Raw genomic sequence first — 20870 nt, 5'->3', positions numbered from 1 at the left:
ATCTTTATTTCCTCATAAAAACCTTTACTCTCAAGTTTATCATCGTGGTATTCAATAGGAGTTATATTAAGCTCTTCTAGATAAATATGCACTACTGAATCGCCAGGCTGAAAGTCTGACATCTCAAAATAATCGAATAAACCATCTGGTAAAATAAAGCGAACTAAAGGATCCCAACCCATGGATAAAGCATTTATATATTTTACTGCAAATATATATGTTTCAATCTTTTTTTAATACTTTCCCCACAGCTTTTCGGTATGAACCATAATCCCCTCATTTCCTATGCTATCTTCTCTTTCTTGAGTATTCTGTATTCTTTAATGTTATAAAAGGTGTTTTATAACTCCTTAGTTGCTTCAAAGAATAATTATAAGTCTTTTACTCGCTTATCTTGTCTAATACTTCTTATATTTGTACCCTGAAACTCAAAATAAGAATAATATTCATTCATGGAATGGTTAAGTAATCTCTTCTTTGAACACTCTGCACTTCAGGCTGTAGTAGTTCTGTCTATAATTTCTGCAATAGGTCTTTTTCTTGGTAAAATCCGATTCTTCGGAATATCTTTAGGTGTCACATTTGTCTTTTTTATGGGCATCTTGATGGGACACTTTGGAGTTTCTGTCAATGCTGATATGCTGTCTTTTGCAGAGGATTTTGGTCTTATCATTTTCGTCTATGCTTTAGGGCTACAGGTAGGACCTGGTTTTTTTAGCTCTTTTAGTAAAGGTGGAATGCAACTTAACTTTTTAGCTATAGCAGTAGTACTTATAGGTACTTTCCTTGCTGTTTTAACTAGTTTTGTTACAGATATTTCCCTGCCCGATATGGTAGGGATTCTTTGTGGTGCAACAACTAATACTCCTGCACTTGGTGCAGCACAAACAACACTCAAGCAAATGGGGTTAGATGCAACTGGCCCAGCGTTAGGTTGTGCAGTAACCTATCCTATGGGTGTTATTGGGGTAATCATAGGAATCCTTTTTATACGCAAAGTATTCAGTAAAAAAATTGATATTGCATCTTCTAAAACTTCAGATAACGATGATACCTTTATTGGAGCTTTTCAAGTGCATAACCCAGCTATCTTCGGCCGAAAAATTAGAGATCTAGGTAAGTTGACATCTGCTAAGTTTGTTATCTCTCGTTTGTGGCGAGACGGAACAGTCAGCATTCCTATTTCAGATAAAGAGATACGTGAAAACGATAGATTATTGGTTGTTTGTACAGATGATGATGTTGCTCGATTGACCATTCTTTTTGGTGCTATTGAGGAGAGCGATTGGAATACAGAAAACATTGATTGGAATGCAATTGATAGTCAATTGACCTCAAAGGAGGTAGTGATTACTCGTCCCGAAATCAATGGAAAAAAACTAGAGACTCTTCGCCTGCGAAATCATTACGGTGTAAATATTAGTCGTGTATATCGTTCGGACGTTCGTTTACTCGCAACTTCCGACTTGACACTTCAGTTGGGTGACCGTGTAACTATTGTAGGTGAAGCCTCTGCAATTAATGAAGTTTCTAAGGTACTAGGAAATACTATCAAACAACTTAATGAACCCAATTTAGTAGCCGTTTTTGTCGGTATTGTATTGGGGCTAGCTTTAGGAGCAATTCCTATTGTTTTGCCAGGTATAAGTGCACCTATTAAGCTTGGTTTGGCAGGTGGTCCTATTGTTGTTGGTATTCTTATTGGTGCTTTTGGTCCTAAGTTTCATATGATAACTTATACTACTCCTAGTGCTAATTTGATGTTGCGGGGGTTGGGTTTAACACTTTATCTTGCTTGTTTGGGATTAGACTCTGGAGCACATTTCTTTGAAACAGTTTTTAGACCCGAAGGTGCTTTATGGATTGGAATTGGATTTTTATTGACTACTTTGCCTATTTTGATTGTAGGAATGTTAACTTTGAAAACAATGAAAGTCGATTTTGGGTCGATGGCAGGCATGCTTTGCGGCAGCATGGCGAACCCTATGGCTCTAAATTACGTTAATGATACTATAGAAGATAAACATTCATCGGTAGCTTATGCTACAGTATACCCTTTGAGTATGTTTTTAAGGGTGATAATATCTCAAGTATTATTAATGCTTTTACTGTGACATAAGATAAACATTGACCTTTAACCTTAAATCTTAAACGCTATGACATTATACACAGCTGAAGATCTGAGTAGCGAACTACGCTATTTACAGTTACTTGCACGCAGTTTTCCAACTATTGCCGAAGCAAGTACAGAAATTATTAATTTGGAAGCTATCCTTAATCTTCCAAAAGGTACTGAGCATTTCCTGACTGATATTCACGGTGAGTACGAAGCTTTTCAGCATGTACTTAAAAATGCCTCAGGAACAATTAAACGTAAAGTGAGTGAGCTTTTTGGTAATACACTTCGCGAGTCTGAAAAGAAAGAACTTTGTACCTTAATCTACTATCCAGAAGAGAAATTAGAAATCGTAAAACAAGTTGAAGAGGATATAGACGATTGGTATTTAATGACCATGAATCAACTTGTTCAAGTATGTCGGACAGTTTCTTCAAAATATTCACGTTCGAAGGTGCGTAAGGCACTTCCTGATGAATTCTCATATATTATTCAGGAGTTGCTTCACGAGAACATCATGGAGCCCAATCATAATAAGTTGGCTTATGTGAACGGTATCTTTAACTCTATTGTTTCGACTTGTCGTGCAGATAGCTTTATTACAGCGATGTCTAATCTGATTCAACGTCTTGTTATTGACTCTCTTCACATTGTGGGTGATATTTATGACCGTGGTCCTGGTGCCCATATTATTATGGATACGCTATGCAATTATCACAACTTCGATATTCAGTGGGGTAATCACGACATTATCTGGATGGGGGCAGCCTGTGGAAACATGAGCTGTATGGCCAATGTGATTCGTATTTCGATGCGTTACGCTAACCTTAGTACATTAGAAGATGGTTATGGAATCAATCTGTTACCATTAGCTACATTTGCTATGGATACTTACGGTGATGACCCATGTACCATTTTTATGCCACGAGTTAAGTTTGCCGACGAGCCTTATGATGATAAAACAGTTATGCGTATTGCTCAAATGCAGAAGGCAATTGCTATTATCCAATTTAAGCTTGAGGCGCAGATTATAAATCGTCATCCAGAATATAAGATGCAAGATCGCAACCTGCTTCACCTGATTGATTTTGAAAAAGGTGTATTAAAGGTTGGTGGTAAAGAGTACAAAATGCTCGATACTAATTTCCCTACAGTGGATCCCAAAAACCCTTACAAACTAACTGCTGAAGAGCAAGAGTTGATGGATAAGATTAATTTCTCATTCGTTAATAGCGAGAAACTTCAGAAGCATATGCGTTGCCTTTATGCCAACGGTAGTATGTATAAGGTTGCCAATGGTAATCTACTTTACCATGCTTCTATTCCGCTTGATGAGAAAGGGAAATTTAAAGAAGTCGTTATAGGTAAAGATAAATATGCAGGTAAGGCTCTTCTTGATCGAGTAGATCAGTTGGTACGTGTGGCTTATTTTGGTGACGATTCAGCACCCGAAAAGATCTTTGCTCAAGATTACATGTGGTATCTGTGGTGTGGTAAAGATGCACCAACTTTTGATAAGAGTAAGATGGCTACTTTCGAACGCTATTTTGTAGCAGAGAAGGAGCTTCATAAAGAAGTAAAAGGTAATTATTACACACTTCGTGATAAAGAAGAAATTTGTGATATGATACTTGATGAGTTTGGTGTAAACTCTAAGTATGCGCATATTATTAATGGACACGTGCCTGTAAAAATTAAGAAGGGAGAAGATCCACTCAAAGCCAACGGTAAATTGCTAGTGATTGATGGTGGATTCTCTAGAGCTTATCAACCAGAAACTGGTATTGCAGGTTACACCTTAATATTCAACTCTCGTGGTATTCAGCTTGTTCAGCATGAACCTTTCGAGTCAACTCAAAAAGCTATTCAAGAGGGAATGGATATTATCTCTACCTCTATGCTTGTGGAGATGACTACACGCAGGATGATGGTGAAAGATACCGATATAGGCGGTGAACTACGAAAACAAATTAAAGAGCTTGAGAAGCTACTTACAGCTTATCGTTTGGGACTGATCAAACAGAAGCCAAGAAAATACCCCAAGTTTTACATTAAATAAATAAGAAACTCCCCTCTATGTGTAAACATATGAGGGGAGTTTTTATATTAAATAGTATAGGCTATTCCACCTTCGACTAAAGCTCCCTTATGGTATGTTTTTGATTTGCTATACCAGCGAGTAGTTTCGTATCCGCCTGTAGCTATAATCGACCATTTAGGAGTAAATAAATACTCTAAGTTGATTCTTGCTTGTAATCCATACATGCGCTTAGCTATACCTTCTTCTTTGTTTTTATTACTAAAGGTATTGATGTGTTGATAGCCCAAATCTCCACTTATTTCTAAGTTCTTGGCCAGTGGTAGATAGATACCCGCCCTATAATTGATGGTTCCAGAGAATTTATCGCTGAACTTTAAGTAGGGTGAACCTACTCCGATAATATTGTAAAATAGACGATTCTTGAATCGTGCAGCAATATTTAGTTTAGTTCTGTTGCCACCATAGGCAAGAATGCTCACTTTAGTGTCTGGGTTAAGGTTGATTAGACCCAATTGAAATCCTGTAAGTGATTCGTTATAATAGTTGACTAATCCTAGTTGTAAACCTTTATGAACAATGCCAACATTTAGCAGTCCCAACTGTAGTCCGTAGAAGCGATTGGTATTGATATTGGCTAAACCTGCCTGTAGTCCATAAAAATTATTCGAGTTGATATTAAAGGGGGCGAAGCTTAGACCACTTGTGTTTTGTGCTATGTTTATAAGTCCCGAAGCACTTAAACCGTACGTATTATCTGTTATATTCAGCAAACCAGCCAGTCCAAGACCTATCATATTATCACCAATAATATTGAAGACTCCACCAACTGCTACTCCAATGCTATTATAACCAATAGCGTTACCTAGACCAGCAACTGAAAGTCCTTTGGAATCAATACCAATAAGGTTGATTAATCCTGCTAGAGATACTCCGTGTTGAGATTCACCCACCATATTGCCCAGTCCAGCAATAGTAACACCGTTGGAATATTCTCCAATAACATTGGCTACACCAGCTACTTGAAGGCCTGTCGATTTTTCACCAACGACATTGGCTAGACCAACAAGCTGTACTCCATAGGCATCTCCATCAACTTGGTTACTAAGCAAGTTCAAACTGAATCCGCGCAGTTTGTTTTGTGCAGATACAATCCCTAAGTTGAAATAAGTTTTTTGGGCAGGGTTGATAGGTTGTGTACTTACTTTATTCCATAGGGATAAGTTAATACCTGCACTCTTGTTTTGTCCTAAAACAACAACAGCAGCTAATGTTAAAGCTGCTGTTGTGATAAATCTTAATAAATTATGTCTCATAAATTATTCTATCCTTTAGCTTCTTGGTATAAGAAGCGTTTAATGCTTTTTTTAGGTGTCTTCTCGAACTCTTCTGGATACACCTTCATTTTCGATAACTGACAATATTTTGGTAGCATTTCATTAAGTACGGTTCGGTTTTCTTCCATAATACGTTCTGCATCTTCTGGTTTTAGACCATTGGCAAACATATCGTTGAAGTCTGGATATACTAAACCTACTAGTCGATCATTTTGTTGTACAACAAGGCTTTCAGCTACATAAGGTAAGTTATTTAATTTATCTTCTATCTCTTCAGGATAAATATTTTGTCCACTAGCTCCTAAAAGCATATTTTTACTTCTTCCCTTGATAAAGACATTACCTTCTGCATCAATTAGACCTAAGTCTCCTGTATGCAACCAACCATCAGCATCAATAGCTTCAGCTGTAGCTTCTTCGTTCTTGTAGTAGCCAATCATCATGTTATCGCCTTTACAAACGATTTCACCCACGATGTTTTGAGGATCTTCCGAAAGAACTTTTACTTCCATTCTAGGTACTTGTTTACCACATGAACCTGCTGCAAACTTTTCCCATCCTTCATAGCAAATGATAGGGCCGCACTCAGTCATACCATAGCCAACAGTATAAGGGAAATTGATTGATCTTAAGAAATCTTCGACCTCTTTATTAAACGCAGCTCCACCAACAATAACTTGGATAAAGTTTCCTCCGAAAGCTTCAATCACTTTTTTGCGTATATCAGCTCTGATTTTATCGTTGATAATAGGTACCTTCATTAGTAACTTCATTCCTGGAGTTTCCAATTTAGGTAGCACACTCTTCTTGATTATCTTTTCGATAATTAGTGGTACTGCAACAACCAGATTAGGGCGTATGTCAGCAAATGCCTGGAAGATAACCTTTGGTGTAGGCATTCGGGTCAAGAAAAATATCTGACATCCTGCCGAAAATTCGTATAGAAACTCAAAAGCCATACCATACATATGTGCCATTGGTAGCATCGAAATCGTTTTATCACCAGGTCCTAGGTCGAGCATCTCAAATGCAAACTTCGTGTTTGACCATAAGCTACGGTATGGCAGCATTACACCTTTAGAATAACTTGTAGTGCCCGATGTATAGTTGATCACCGCTAATTCTTCGGGTCTATCTTTGTGATATTCGATATGTTCGATTCGGAAGTTTTTAGGATATTTCTTTCCGAAAAGCTCGTTTAAGTGTTCACGTGCATGGTTTAGTTTTTCACTTCTAGAGATCAAAACCGAGAAGTCATTCATCAGAATAATACCTTCAAGAAGAGGCATCGCTCGTTCGTTAAGATTCTCCCACACGACATCACCAGCAAATAAAAGTCTAGCCTCGGAGTGATTAACTATATTTTGTATGTTGTCTTCTTTAAACTCATGTAAGATGGGTACTGCAACAGCCCCATAGGTTAATATCCCTAGAAAAGTAACTCCCCAATGTGAGCTGTTTTTTCCACAAATCGCAATCTTGTCCCCTTTCTTGATGCCACTTTCCTCGAAAATGATATGAATCTTTTCAATCTTACGAGCTACATCCTTGTATTGTAATGTTGCTCCTTTGTAATCTGTAAGGGCGTCGAGGTCCCAATTGCTTTTAATGCTATTCTCAATGTAAGCAATAAAACTTTGTTCCATTATATGCACATTAGTTGATAATGTGAGCAAATATACCGTTTTATCCCAATAGTGCAAATAAATAATTTAAAAAACAGACTTGCGGCAGATATGGCCTATTTACGTAGAAAGCCAATTCTCTTGTGAAGAACTGGCTTTCTTGTCTAGTTAACTATATGTTATCTACCGCAGAGTGCTTTGAAATCGCAGTAACTACATTGGTCCGTAAATTCAGTCTGAGTGAACGCAGTATCTCTTTCAAATAGATCTTTGATTAGTTCTGTGATACTTCTGCGAAAATCGTCCTTGACCATCTTGAAGTTGTTTATATCTATCTTCTCTTTATAGGGTTCGCCCATCTGTATGACGGGTGAGTACTCTTCTCCTGCAGCTCGGTGAATGTAAAGTAAAGAAGGAGCAACATGATAATCGATCAAGTCCGAAACTATATCTGCGTACAAGAATGTTTGAAAAACATAGTTCGGTCGTCTCTCTGCGGGTTCGAACAACTCGTTTATACTGGCTACAACTTGAGCATTTCCTCCTGTTTTATAATCAACGATTCTAAGAATGCCCTCTTTAAGGTCAAGTCTATCGATATTCCCTCCTAAATTGATGCTATAAGCCCCAGCAGGTGTAGATACTTGTACTTCTCGCTTTACGGTTTTCTCCATCCCCTTAACTTGGAAAGGAGTATAGGCCAAATCGTGTTTGAGCAGTTGCTCAATATAGGAGATTATAACCTTTCTATTGATGAGCTGAATACCGTTATATTGGGGTTTAGTATCGCTCTTGTCTTTAAAGAATAACTCTTTAAATGCTTGATCAACTGCACGCTCAACTCGGTAAGGCTCTTTGAAAATTTTCTCTATGTCTTCTTTATAGATCCAATGTTCTATATTCTGTAGCTCTTTTAGAATCAGTTCGGCTGAGTGGTGGAAGATATTACCAAATAGTGCTGCATCAATTTCGTCTGATACTTCATTGGGAGCTCTTAAGTTTGCTATGTACCTGTAGTAGAATTTGAGCCTACAGTCTAAATAGCTGTTTAAAGCTGAGGGCGAAAGTATAGCATTGCTGTTTTTTTGCAGACTAATGTCGTATCGGTCTCGGAGCTTTTGATAAACCTCTTGAGTCTTTTCGAATACAATTGGGTTTGGTCTGCTTAAACTATAGTTAGCATCTAAGCTTTTTTGAGTGATGAGATGACCCGATTCGACCAACAGTTGAAGCATGAAACGTGAAATCTCCCCCTTATTTATTCCATCTGAAGCAGTATTATAGAGTAGCGTAATATTCTCAGCTCGTTGGATTAGTCGGTAGAAGTAATAGGCATATACGGCATTTTGATGTTCAATGGTTGTCATGCCAAATGCTTTTCTGAGATTGTATGGAATAAAAGAGGCATAACTACTAGCCTTGGGTAGTTGTCCCTCGTTTACCGAGAGCATAACCAAATTCTTAAAGTCAAGGTTACGTGTTTCCAATACTCCCATTACCTGCATACCAATTGCTGGTTCTCCGTGAAAAGGGATAGTGGCGCTACTTAGCACCTTATCAATTAGGTGTTGAAGTGTTGACGACTTAATGGGCAACTCTCCAGCTTCGATTAAGAGATATATCTTATTGATTGTTGTGTAGGCCTTAAATAAAGACTCTCTGTAGAGTTGATCGAAAATGCTCTCTTCGTTCTTATCCTTATTATTATAAAGCTCGGTGACAAGTTCGATAGCCTTTTTTAGGTACTCACACAAATCACAGGCCTCAAGTTGTGGGCTAAACAGATGTGATAGATAAGGGCTTTGACTAAACTCACTAGGGTAGAGGTAGAACTTATTCTTATTGATAATCTCTTTTGCAATTTCTTCAGCCTTAGGCTCTAGCTGTTTGGTGTAGGGGTGTTTTAAGACCGAAAGCACCGACTTGTAATGATAATACCCTTTAGTTCTGTCCAATCCACTATTTTGCAGGGTCATCAGGGCAGATATCAAACTAAATATGGGTGTTTGACTAAGTGGAAACCCCATGGTGATGTTAACATTTTGAACGGTGCTCGGAATGGAATGGAGCACAGGCAACAAGAGTGACTCATTGCAAAGAACAACAGCTGTTTCTCGCTCGCTTGGGCCAAAATTGTTTTCAATCCATTGTGGGAGATAACGCGCTTGAGCCATCTCTGTCGATGAAGAAATGTAGGTGATGTTCTTTGGTTTTTTTAGTGAATCGAAATAGCTTGCTGGAAGTTGGTTAGGGAACAACTTTAAGTTTCGGTTGATAAACTCTCCTGCTTCGTGGTAGCGAACATCTCTATTTTGGGTGTAGAACAGGTCATAATCCCAATAGAATAGAGCTTTGCCAGCATCGTTTAGTTTCTTGAAAAAGCTGGTTTCAATTTCGTTTAGCACGTTGAATCCCACAAAAACATAATGGTCATACTTGAGGTTATTGACATCAAACTTTTCGATATTATTACGATAAAGCATACCCTCGTAAGCAATATTCTCTTTTAATAACTTTTCTTGAAAGCCTGTGTATATGTTTCCGAGTTCATCCCAAAGTGAGATGAATCGCTCCTTAAGGATTGTTCTTTTCTCTAGAGAGAAATTATCAAAGAAGGTACGGATAGCCGCTTCTTGCTCTTCATCTAAGAAATCGTTGATGTCTACTAAATCTCTTAAATCTTTGATGTTGTTGAATAGTTTGGTTGTATTGACCTTATTTTTATCAACATCGTCGAAGTCACTAAGCAAAAGTTCTCCCCAAAAGTAAAAATCGTCTAGGGTCTCGTTACTCTGTGTGTGTTCTTGAAACACCTTATATAATAGGGTTATCAGGCGGATATCATCTCCCAACTGTAGGTCAGAGAGTGATTGGAGCAGTTCACTAATGCTAAGGTAGCTAGGCGACCAAATTGGATCGGTGGATTCTGAGGCTAGGTATTCGTTAAAAAACAGACTGGCTCGCTTGTTTGGGAAAACCATTGCCACCCTTGATAGGTTGCTGCCTAATTTATTGTGTATGTCGTGTGCTACGACCTGAAGAAATGTTTTCATAATCTGTGAATCTCCTATTTTACCTTTTCAATACTGTCTTGTTTAACATACCAAATATACCCTTCGACTGGACTATAGCCCATTTGCTCCAAAAGCTTAGTATATTCTCTAACTTGTCCACTATACGATTTTTGTTTTTTACCAAACTTGAAGTCGACAACAATGGCTGTATTATCTTTGACCATAACACGGTCGGGGCGTCTTGTTTCAAGTCGACCTTCAAGGTTATAGATAATAGCGCATTCGGAGAATATCTCCCAATTGCCACTGTACCATTCTTGAACCTCTGGTTTACTGAACGCATCCATTGCCACGGATCGAATTTTATCTTCTGTCTCTTTGCTGTCGATCACTCCTTCAAATTTTAGTTTTTGAATGGCTTGATCCAGGTCGGATAGTGCATTCATAGAGGCAAAAAGCTCATGTAATAATTTACCCTGATTCAAGAATCGGTAGGGCGACTCCTCTTCTTCTAATCCTGCAATAAAGTCTGCAGATCGGTTCGATTGCTTAAACTCGAAGTCGTAGGGGAGTGATTGCATGATTACACCTTCTTTTTGTGGAGTAGGTGTAAATACATTGGTGCTAGTTTTCTGTCTGAACCCCTTTGAGGGGCAGATAGTTCCAAAGGCATAAGGTGCTTCGGCAGTCCATTCTATATCCTGTTTTTTGGCAACGACTGGTAAGCACGATTCGATTAAACCTGATATGCTTCGAGAATCTTTCTGTTTACAAAACAGGAATAGGTTACTACCAGCACGTGTTAGTGCTACATAGAGAAGGTTGAGGTTATCTACCCAGAGTTGCAATTGCTCGTTAAGATATTCCTCTTGATAAATTGACTCATTCATCTTTTTGCCATAGTTGACAGGCACAATATCAAGTTCATTAAAAGGTGTTAGTTTTGGCGAGCACCAAATGAGTTGGTCGTGTCGGTCGGTCTCTATTGGCCAGTCACAAAAGGGGATAAGTACGGTGTGAAACTCCAATCCCTTTGATTTGTGGATTGATAATATCTGTATGCCATCGACATTATTGCTAGGGATTGTTTTGCTCGCAAGCTTTTCATCCCAATAAGTAATGAACTCATCGAGTAGTGAAGATTCTGTTTGTAGATAGTCTAACACTTTGTCGAAAAATGAGAAGAGGTAAGCATCTTGATTGCTTATTTTCTGAAGGTCAAAATAGATATATAGTTTTTCGAGTAGTTCGTAGAGCGGAAGCTCTTTGAGTTGCTCAAACTCGTTAATAAAGACTGGAGGAAGAAGCCTCTTAATTTCGCCCTGGAGTAGCTGAGTGTCCTTAGCCTGAGTGTTTTTTAGCACTTCACTTTGGTAGTTTAAAGCAAGATTAGCTTCTACTGTCAGGTTCGAAGGATCCGACAGGTAGCGTAGAGCATCTATCATAAGGTTAAGAGCCACAGAAGCATCAAGTCGGAAAGCTTCGTCAGAAACTACTGATATTTGCATGGTCTTATTAAGGTAATCTGCAATAGCTGGAATACTTTTGTTTTTCCTCACTAGGATAGCGATATCACTAAGTGCTACCCCGTTATCTTGCAGGCGTTGTATTTCACGGCTTAAGGCAACAAGTGTATTCTCTACGTAATCTTCGTCTTGAGCTTTGTCGTTTTTCTTGATGAACTCAATTTGGACCAAACCCTTTTGCTCGGTTTTAGTGGTTTTTTGAGCTACATCGGCATAAGCTCGTTCTAAAGTTTCGCAACGCTGGTCAGACTCTGACTCTTGTCTGCTGCTAAGCTCATTGACCAGGGTTGGAAAAAGTGTGTTATTAAAATGTATAATGCTACTTTCGCTTCGGTAGTTGGTGTCTAGGCTTTGTTGTTCTACTGGGAAATGCCAGAACTTGCTTCCTTCGGCGCCTAGGTCGTTGAGTATGGTCCAATCTCCGTTTCTCCAACGATAGATTGATTGTTTAACATCACCAACCACAAGGCTGTATCCTCCTTGTGAAAGTCCTTCTAACAAGAGAATCTGAAAATTATCCCATTGCATCTTGCTGGTATCTTGGAATTCGTCAATCATGATGTTCCGTATTGACGAGCCAATCTTCTCGAATATAAAAGAGGAGTCACCATCATTTATTAATCGGTGAAGCAGGGCATTGGTGTCTGAGAGTAAAAAGCGGTTTTGCTCTTTGTTGAGTAACCTCATCTCTTGGTCAATATGCGCTAGTAGCTGCAACTGATTGAGATGTGCTAGCGATAACTGACAACTATTGATTAGTCGACCATTCTTGGTTCTCAAATTCTCAGCGTCTCTTAAGAGTGGAATTAGCTCTTGAGCTGCTAGAGTGATAATTTCTTGAGCTCTTGCCGATGTTTTAGTTGCCCACTCTTCGGGATTATCTAGGCTCTTCTCAACTGTTTTATTGCGAATATCATCTGAAAAGTTGCCATTGTTTAGCTTATTGAAATAGCTTCCCATGCCTCGCATTCCTCCTTTTAGGTCTTTAGTTTCGAGTCCGTTCTGCTGCAAAATGCTATGAAATTGCTCGTAAAAACCTTTCATTTGTTCCGTGGCATCTTTTTCAATGCCACGTAACTCTTTTCGATATAGGGGAATCGTCTTGGTATCTTTTAGTTTCTCCCTTAAGTTTCCTCCTTTTGCAATAAACTCTTCGCTGAGGATGTTTCGAGCAAAGTTCTTAATGTCATCCGAAACATTCCAGCGTTTATTATCAGCTATTTTCTCGTTGATATATTCGATAAGCCACGAAAGAACCACCGATTTGGGTTCGAGTTTTTCGATCAAACTATCAACTGCATCGCTAAGAACGGCCGAACCATCGAGTTCAACATTGAGATTGGGGCTAAGTTCGAGTTCTCGAGCTAGATTACGCATAACCGACTGAAAAAATGAGTCAATTGTCTCTACTCTAAAACGGTTGTAATCATGAAGCATAAGCGTTAAAGCTTCTCGAGATCTATTTTGTATCTCTTCTTTTGATTTACCTGTGCTTTCGATGAGTTTCTGCAAGTATATTGCAGAATCGGGGTCAGCAGTAGAGATACCATAGAGCTGACTCAATATCCGCTCTTTCATCTCTGCAGTGGCCTTATTGGTAAAGGTTACTGCTAATATTTCTTTGTAGGCTTGCGGGTTCTTTATCAAAAGTTCGATATAGGATACAGCAAGTGTAAATGTTTTTCCTGAGCCAGCAGAAGCTTTATATACAACGAGTTTAGACATGCAATGGAGTTTACTATAATAAGAATATTTGTTGAGGCTTGAAGTTAGCTATAATTTAATAAAAGGAGATAAGATATTCTGAAAACTAATTAACTCGCACGAACGGTTACTTACAAGTAATATTATTTAACTTAGTCGATTTGAACTTTATTTGCACCAATTATTGAGTGCTGGTAGTGACGTAGAGGCTACAAAAATGACCTACTCGCAAGAGAAGCATCTGGAGCTGTTAAGCCAATTACTTGAGATTAAATAAAGCATTGAAACTTAAATTTGGAATATGAAAGATAGTATTATTGAAGGTTACCGTTTAGATTATCAAGAAGCGATCTTATTGTCGAAAACGTCCAGTACGGAGGAATTAATTGACTTGGCTAACGACTTGAGGTTGCATTTTAGAGGAAACAAGCTTGACACCTGCATGATTTTTAACGCTAAATCGGGCAAATGTTCTGAAGATTGCAAATGGTGTAGCCAGTCGCAGTACCACAGCAGTGAGGTTGCTGTTTACGATCTAGTTGAATATACTGATCTCAAAGATGATGTTCAGATAGCCAGTGATAGGGGGATTGATATGTTCTCTTTGGTAACGAGTGGGCGTAAACTTTCGCCTAAAAATATCCAAGGGGCAACAGCTATTTTAAAGCAGATCAAAGCTGGTTACCCCAATTTGGGTTGTTGTGCCTCTATGGGGTTGCTTAATAGGGGTGAGTTGCAGCAACTTTATGATGCAGGTGCTCGTCGTTACCATTGTAATATTGAGACGGCGCCCTCTCGATTTAGCCAGCTTTGTACAACTCATACGTTAGAAGAGAAAATAAAGACCATTAAAAACGCACAAGCAGTTGGGTTAATGGTTTGTTCGGGAGGTATTATCGGTATGGGCGAAACCGAAGAACAGCGCATTGAAATGGCTATTCTATTACAAGAACTCGGCATACGTTCCATACCCATAAACTTGCTTAATCCCATAAAGGGAACTCCGCTCGAAAATGCTCAGTCGCTTAGCGATGGTGAGGTTTTGCGAAGTTTTGCTCTCTTTCGGATCCTGAACCCCGAAGCCGATATCCGACTTGCTGGTGGTAGGTTGCGACTTCATTCTATTCAAGATCAGGTTTTTAAGGCAGGTGTTAGTGCCTCTATTGTTGGCAATTACCTCACTACACTTGGTGTTGATTTGGATACTGATTTAAAGAACTTTAGGGCTAAGGGTTATACGCTTTAGGCCTAAAAGTTCAAGGGCGAGTGACGGTTGCACAAAAAAGTGGATAGGTCGTGATGTCTGAAAATATTATGGACAGAGTCTCGTTTTAATAAAATAAATAAATACCTTCAAGTTAATCTATAATTGAAAGCTGATGAGAAAATATATCTTGACCTTAGCACTAATCCTTATAGGAGCCAGTAGTTTTGCACAGTTTCAGGGCGATTTGTCTACTAGTTTTAATGGTGGGCTGGAGTATAAAATGAACGGTTATCAGGCAACTCTCGAGGAGAATATTTTTGATGACTTGATTTTTAAAGACAATAAAAACAATAAGGTAGAGTTTAATAAAGACTACTTAGCCTATGCTAACTTTGGGGTTGACCCCAGAGCCAAAACGGCAATGTTTAACTCTTTAATCCGTCGTTTTCAAGAAATCACAGGATATTCTGAGACCTTCTCTGTTGATATCTTTGGTGACTTTAATTACAAAGATAATAAGGGACTTCGAGCTAGTCTGAAAAAAGACATATTCGACAAACTTATCTATTCTGATAGTAAAGGCAATAAATTGACCTATTCAGATGAGTTTATTCGTCAGACCTTCAACAGGTCGACTTCTGATGGTCAACTTCGATTCTTTATCTTCAATGATTTGATTCAATCTCTTTGGTTAGGTGGTAAACCACGGTTGAATATTGACCAAGATCCGTTCGATAATGGCCATTACGACCTCCCATCAGCTTATCTCTACGAGTATAAGAATAAAAATGAGGGTTGGGCTAATGTCAGTAGTGATAAAGAGGGTAATTTTATTTATCAAGACAGCAGAGGCAATGACTTTCTATTTAGTGCTTCAACTTGGACACGGAAAGCCCGAAAGTTCAGGTCTGAAGAGAACTTTTTTAACTACCTGGTTCGTGAGTATCTTAGGGATAACTAAGTGTGAAGCCTCTCAAGACTCTTGAAAAATAGTTAATAAAAAGTGCAACCTTATAAAAAAAAACCGATATTTGCAGAATGGGAAATTTGGATAGTTTAATGACTATTATTCTTCAAGGTATAATTATAGGTATTGTCGTATCGGCACCTATGGGACCTGTTGGAGTCTTATGTATACAAAGAACTCTCAACAAAGGCCGTTGGTATGGCTTTATCACTGGGCTTGGAGCTGCAGTAAGTGACATTATTTATGCGGCACTTACGGGCTTTGGTATGAGTGTAGTTGTTGATTTAATAGATAAAAACATATTTTACTTGCAGTTGTTTGGGAGCATTCTTCTTCTAGGCTTCGGTGTTTATACTTTTGTTTCGAACCCTGCTCGTTCGCTTCGACCAGCCAATAAAAACAAAGACTCTTATACTAAAAACTTTATAACCGCTTTACTTGTCACGTTATCCAATCCCCTAATTATATTCTTATTCATTACGTTATTTGCCCGATTCTCATTTATTGGTGTCTATGCTAACCCTACAGATATTGCTGTTGGCTTTGCCTCAATTGCGGCAGGAGCTCTTCTTTGGTGGTTTGGTTTAACCTATTTTGTTCACCGAGTGAGTAGTCACTTTAATCCCCGTGGAATCTGGGTTATGAATAGAATTATTGGTACTATTGTTAGTGTGGTAGCTATTGCTGGCGTAATTCTTACGCTAAGCGGTGGGTCTATCTATTAAAATAAAAAGAGATTACATTGTATGTTTAAAATTGCTCGCGAGCTAAAAAGTAAAAATATTGCAGAATATCTTATCTACATGTGGCAGGTAGAAGATTTGATACGTGCCAACAAGCTGGATATTGATAAAGTTATGCAACATCTGATTTCTCCCATGAAGCTTTCTTCGGAGGATGAAGAGGCCGAAGTTCAGTGGTTTAAAGAGCTTATTGATATGATGTTTGTCGAGGGTGTAAATCTTAAGGGGCATTTGCAAATCAACCAGAATGTAATTCTTAGTTTGACTGATCTTCATCATCAAATTATTTCTGGTACACGCTATCCGTTCTACAACACAGCTTATTATAAAGCTTTGCCATTTATAGTGGAGTTGAGATCTAAGAATAGTGAAGAACACTTATCTGAGATCGAGATATGTTTTAATGCTATGTATGGGGTGATGTTGATGCGCCTTCAAGGCAAAGAAGTTACGCCCGATACGACCAAAGCTATCGAGGTAATAGCTGCATTTCTCTCTACATTAGCAGGTTATTACGCTAAGGATAAGGCGGGTGAATTAAAATTTGAAGATTAAATGAATATTCTTGTTACTGGTGCTGGTGGTCAACTTGGGTGTGAGTTCCGTTATTTAGCGGAGGGCTATCCTGGCTACAATCTTATGTTTAAAAACTCGCAAGAACTTGATATCACTAATGCTGAGCAAGTCGATATTCTTTTGACTGAACATAATTTTGACTGCATCATTAACTGTGCTGCCTATACTGCCGTTGATAAGGCTGAAGATGAGGCTGTAGCTTGTGATAAAGTTAATCATGCAGGTGTTGCTATTTTGGCCAATGCTGCTCAGACTATAGGTGCTAGGCTAATTCACTTTTCGACCGATTATGTATTTGATGGAACTAAGGGTACTCCTTATACTGAAGAAGACCCAACTTCGGCTCGAGTGATTTATGGTATTACTAAATTGGCTAGCGAGCGTGTAGCTTTAGCCAAATGCAAGCAGACTATGGTTATTCGTACCTCATGGCTTTACTCTTCCTTTGGACACAATTTTGTAAAGACTGTGTTTAAACATTTATCAGGTTCGGGTAAAATGAGAGTTGTTTACGATCAGGTGGGTACGCCTACTTATGCTCGTGATTTGGCTCGATTTGTGCTTGACTCACTCCAAAAAGGGTTTATACCTGGACTTTATCATTATAGTAATGAAGGAGTCTGTTCTTGGTATGATTTTGCAAAGATGATTCAACGTATTGCTGGCTTAGAAGGGCATGTTTCGCCTATTTTAACTGAAGAATACCCCACACGGGCTATACGCCCATTTTATTCGGTACTCGATAAAACCAAAATAAAAGAGACCTATCATGTTGAAATTCCTTATTGGGTAGATAGCCTAGAGGAGTGTATCGCTGATATACAAAAAGATAATTAATTAGAATTTGTTTGGCAGAGCAGAGTTTGCTCTGTAGAGATGTATAGATATTATGGCTAAAAATCGTGAGATAGAAAGACGACGTACCTTTGCTATTATTGCCCACCCTGATGCTGGTAAAACCACATTGACAGAGAAGTTTCTACTTTTTGGTGGTCAGATACAGGTAGCTGGAGCTGTTAAAAGTAATAAGATAAAGAAGTCTGCAACCAGTGACTGGATGGAGATTGAAAAACAACGTGGTATTTCGGTTACTACTTCGGTAATGGAGTTTGACTACAAAGACTACAAGGTTAATATCCTTGATACTCCTGGTCACCAAGACTTCGTTGAGGATACCTTTCGTACCCTAACCGCAGTGGACAGTGTTATTATTGTAGTAGATGGTGCTCGTGGTGTTGAAACTCAGACTCGCAAGCTTATGGAAGTTTGTCGTATGCGCAAAACTCCCGTAATAATCTTTGTCAATAAGATGGATAGAGAGGGTAGAGACCCATTCGATTTGCTTGATGAACTCGAAGAAGAGTTACAGATCGGTGTTCGCCCTTTATCTTGGCCTATAGGTCAGGGCGCTCGTTTTAGGGGAGTCTATAATATCTTTGAAGATAAGTTAGACCTTTATCGTCCATCCAAACAGGTGGTAACGGAGAAAGTAGAGGTTGATATTAATAGCGATGATCTATTCAACTACGTTGAGAAAGATTTAGCTGAAACACTTCGTGAAGAACTCGAACTTGCTGCTGTTTATCCTGATTTCGATCGTTCGGCATATCTTGGTGCTGAGATGGCTCCTGTATTTTTTGGTTCTGCACTTACTAACTTTGGTGTACAAGAGCTTCTCGACTGTTTTGTACAGATAGCTCCTAGTCCGCTACCTACTCAAGCTATTGAGCGTGAGGTAGAGCCAGACGAGCCTAAGTTTACGGGCTTTATCTTTAAGATTACGGCTAATATTGACCCCAATCACCGTTCGTGTGTGGCTTTCTGTAAGGTTTGCTCGGGTAAGTTTGTCCGTAATGCACCCTATTTGCACGTGCGTAATAACAAAACACTTCGTTTCTCTTCACCAACTCAGTTTTTGGCACAGCGTAAAACAACGATTGATGAGGCTTGGGCTGGTGATATCATTGGTCTTCCTGATAACGGAACCTTTAAGATTGGTGATACGTTAACCGAGGGCGAATTATTACACTTCAAAGGCTTGCCAAGCTTCTCACCAGAGATGTTTAAATATATCGAAAATGCTGATCCTATGAAGCAAAAACAACTTGCTAAGGGTATTGAGCAATTGATGGATGAAGGTGTAGCGCAGCTGTTTACTAATCAGTTTAACGGACGTAAGATTATCGGTACTGTGGGTCAATTGCAGTTCGAGGTTATCCAGTACCGTCTGCTTAACGAATACAATGCTTCTTGTCGTTGGGAACCTGTTCGCTTGTACAAGGCTTGTTGGATTGAAAGTGATTCTGCTGCTGAACTCGAAGAATTTAAAAAGCGTAAATACCAATTCATGGCTAAAGATTCCTCAGATAGAGATGTATTCTTAGCTGATTCAGCTTATATGCTTCAGATGGCTCAAAGTGACTTTAAGAAGATTAAATTCCACTTTACTAGTGAGTTCTAAAACTCTCGGTAAAGAATAGATTAAAAACAAAGCGGAAGATTTACAACTGAGTAAATCTTCCGCTTTGTTTTTATATGCTTATCACTTTAAGCCTAAGTTAATACCCATTAGCTGTTGGGCTAAAACTTGCGAGCTCTAGGTGAAACCTTAGTTGCTCTTTGTTTTCCTACTCTAGGACCTGTTGAAGTTGATTTACGTTTGGCTCCAGCATACGATTTCGAAGCTGCTGGTGCAGCAGGTTTGTTTTTGCGTGTTTTGGTAGCTGCAATGTTTTTGGCATTTAGGCCCTTCTTTCTGAAGTCCGACTTTATATCAGCAAGCTCAAGTTGCTTGTTAAAAGTCTTGTTGCTTGTTGAGTTGCCCTTACTGTCGTAATGACTATCTGAAGACTCTAGCATTTTGAAAAGAATCTCTAGCTCGCTAGGGTTTAAATCTCTGTATTGACCCAGTCCTAGATTTCCTAATTCAATATTCATTACTTGAGTACGCTCAAGCTTGAGCACCTCATAATCGAAGTATGCACACATACGTCTAATCTGGCGATTCAAACCTTGAATCAACTCGATTTTAAAAGTATAAGGATTGATCTTCTCAATTTCGCATCTACGAGTCACACGGTCAAGAATTGGTACACCGCCAGTCATACGTTCGATAAAATCGTCCGTAATGGGTTTGTCTACAGTAACCAAGTAGATCTTTTTGTTGTTATTACCTGCACGTAGAATCTTGTTAACGATGTCTCCATCGTTGGTAAGTAAGATAAGACCTTGTGAGTCTTTATCTAATCTACCAACAGGGAAAATACGTTGTTCGTGGCAGATGTATCGGACGATATTCTGTTTTTCGCTAGGGTCGGTTGTACTAACAATGCCTACTGGCTTGTTAAACGCAATATATACAGGCTCAATATCGTTAACTATTAGATTGCCTTCGACTGTTACTCTTTGCTTAGGAACAACTCTAGCCCCAATAGTAGCAACTCTTCCGTTGATTTTGACTTTACCCTCTTCGATGAGTCTGTCGGCTTCTCGGCGTGAGCAATATCCTGAATTGCTAATATATTTATTTAATCTATACTCCATGGATGGTATTCTTTAATGATGAAAAAACGATATTCGTCAGTTACTATTATGATTTGCAAAGGTAAGTATATAATTGCGCTCTCTACAATATATGTAACACAAAAAAGGAGTTCTATAACGATAGAACTCCTTTTTTAACTTCTGAAAAGTTTTATTATTTATTACGGTTACCGTAACGGTTTCTAAACTTATCTACGCGACCTGCTGTATCAACAAGTGTTGCTTTACCAGTGTAAAAAGGGTGAGATGTGTTTGAGATCTCAAGTTTTACTAGTGGGTAAGTTTCGCCTTCGAACTCGATAGTTTCTCTAGAGTTGCATGTTGATTTTGATAAAAATACATCACCATTCGACATATCTTTGAATACAACTGGACGGTAATTTTCTGGATGAATATCTTTTTTCATTTCAGATTCGTTATTAAATTATTTATATCTATTTACTATTTTGGTATTAAATAGTGTAATGGTCTAAT

General features: G+C 38.7%; 14 protein-coding genes and 1 pseudogene. 8 read left to right on the top strand and 7 right to left on the bottom strand.

Features of this window, described 5'->3' with window-relative positions; all coding sequences use genetic code 11:
* Nucleotides 1-182, bottom strand: a pseudogene (locus B091_RS11790) (ISAon1 family transposase N-terminal region protein); the annotation flags it as partial.
* Nucleotides 183-452: 270 nt separating this feature from the next.
* On the opposite strand from B091_RS11790, the gene B091_RS0105165 reads away from it, so the two are divergent.
* The gene (locus tag B091_RS0105165; RefSeq protein ID WP_018108945.1) at nucleotides 453-2114 is read left to right on the top strand and encodes a putative transporter; all 1662 of its coding nucleotides are present in this window, start codon (nucleotides 453-455) and stop codon (nucleotides 2112-2114) included.
* A gap of 42 nt (nucleotides 2115-2156) precedes the next feature.
* Nucleotides 2157-4175, top strand: coding sequence for a fructose-bisphosphatase class III (locus B091_RS0105160; RefSeq protein ID WP_018108944.1), 2019 nt, complete (start codon nucleotides 2157-2159; stop codon nucleotides 4173-4175).
* A 47-nt stretch (nucleotides 4176-4222) separates the two neighbouring features.
* Here B091_RS0105160 and B091_RS0105155 read toward each other — a convergent pair whose 3' ends face one another.
* The 4 genes from B091_RS0105155 to B091_RS0105140 form a co-directional block, all read right to left on the bottom strand.
* On the bottom strand, nucleotides 4223-5470 hold the full coding sequence (locus tag B091_RS0105155) for an LA_2272 family surface repeat-containing protein (RefSeq protein ID WP_018108943.1): 1248 nt from the start codon (nucleotides 5468-5470) through the stop codon (nucleotides 4223-4225).
* An 8-nt stretch (nucleotides 5471-5478) separates the two neighbouring features.
* Entirely contained in the window at nucleotides 5479-7137 is a 1659-nt protein-coding gene (locus B091_RS0105150; RefSeq protein ID WP_018108942.1) for an AMP-binding protein, read from the bottom strand.
* A 158-nt stretch (nucleotides 7138-7295) separates the two neighbouring features.
* A complete protein-coding gene (locus B091_RS0105145) occupies nucleotides 7296-10169 on the bottom strand; it encodes a PD-(D/E)XK nuclease family protein (protein ID WP_018108941.1) in 2874 nt (957 codons plus the stop codon).
* 14 nt (nucleotides 10170-10183) lie between these two features.
* Nucleotides 10184-13381 carry a UvrD-helicase domain-containing protein gene (locus B091_RS0105140; RefSeq protein ID WP_018108940.1) on the bottom strand — a complete coding sequence of 1066 codons (3198 nt, stop codon included), beginning with the start codon at nucleotides 13379-13381 and terminating at the stop codon, nucleotides 10184-10186.
* A 280-nt stretch (nucleotides 13382-13661) separates the two neighbouring features.
* On the opposite strand from B091_RS0105140, the gene bioB reads away from it, so the two are divergent.
* From bioB to B091_RS0105110, 6 genes are all read left to right on the top strand, one after another.
* Nucleotides 13662-14606, top strand: coding sequence for a biotin synthase BioB (bioB, locus tag B091_RS0105135; protein ID WP_018108939.1), 945 nt, complete (start codon nucleotides 13662-13664; stop codon nucleotides 14604-14606).
* A gap of 133 nt (nucleotides 14607-14739) precedes the next feature.
* Entirely contained in the window at nucleotides 14740-15528 is a 789-nt protein-coding gene (locus tag B091_RS0105130; RefSeq protein WP_018108938.1) for a hypothetical protein, read from the top strand.
* Nucleotides 15529-15605: 77 nt separating this feature from the next.
* Nucleotides 15606-16259 carry a LysE family translocator gene (locus tag B091_RS0105125; RefSeq protein WP_018108937.1) on the top strand — a complete coding sequence of 218 codons (654 nt, stop codon included), beginning with the start codon at nucleotides 15606-15608 and terminating at the stop codon, nucleotides 16257-16259.
* A gap of 21 nt (nucleotides 16260-16280) precedes the next feature.
* Entirely contained in the window at nucleotides 16281-16832 is a 552-nt protein-coding gene (locus B091_RS0105120; protein ID WP_018108936.1) for a DUF4924 family protein, read from the top strand.
* Entirely contained in the window at nucleotides 16833-17690 is an 858-nt protein-coding gene (gene rfbD / locus B091_RS0105115) for a dTDP-4-dehydrorhamnose reductase (RefSeq protein ID WP_018108935.1), read from the top strand.
* Nucleotides 17691-17742: 52 nt separating this feature from the next.
* Nucleotides 17743-19314: a peptide chain release factor 3 gene (locus B091_RS0105110; RefSeq protein ID WP_018108934.1), complete on the top strand. Its 1572-nt coding sequence runs from the start codon at nucleotides 17743-17745 to the stop codon at nucleotides 19312-19314.
* Between the two features lie 119 nt (nucleotides 19315-19433).
* Here B091_RS0105110 and rluF read toward each other — a convergent pair whose 3' ends face one another.
* The gene (gene rluF, locus B091_RS11785; RefSeq protein WP_018108933.1) at nucleotides 19434-20396 is read right to left on the bottom strand and encodes a 23S rRNA pseudouridine(2604) synthase RluF; all 963 of its coding nucleotides are present in this window, start codon (nucleotides 20394-20396) and stop codon (nucleotides 19434-19436) included.
* Between the two features lie 154 nt (nucleotides 20397-20550).
* Nucleotides 20551-20802 (bottom strand): type B 50S ribosomal protein L31, encoded by a 252-nt coding sequence (locus B091_RS0105100; RefSeq protein ID WP_018108932.1) that lies wholly within the window; start codon nucleotides 20800-20802, stop codon nucleotides 20551-20553.
* Between the last annotated feature and the right edge of the window lie 68 nt (nucleotides 20803-20870).

The sequence above is a fragment of the Bacteroides propionicifaciens DSM 19291 = JCM 14649 genome, from assembly GCF_000375405.1.
Lineage (GTDB): Bacteria > Bacteroidota > Bacteroidia > Bacteroidales > Bacteroidaceae > Bacteroides_E > Bacteroides_E propionicifaciens.
Note: the sequence above shows the minus strand (reverse complement) of the source record. Positions and strands in the feature narration are given on the sequence as shown.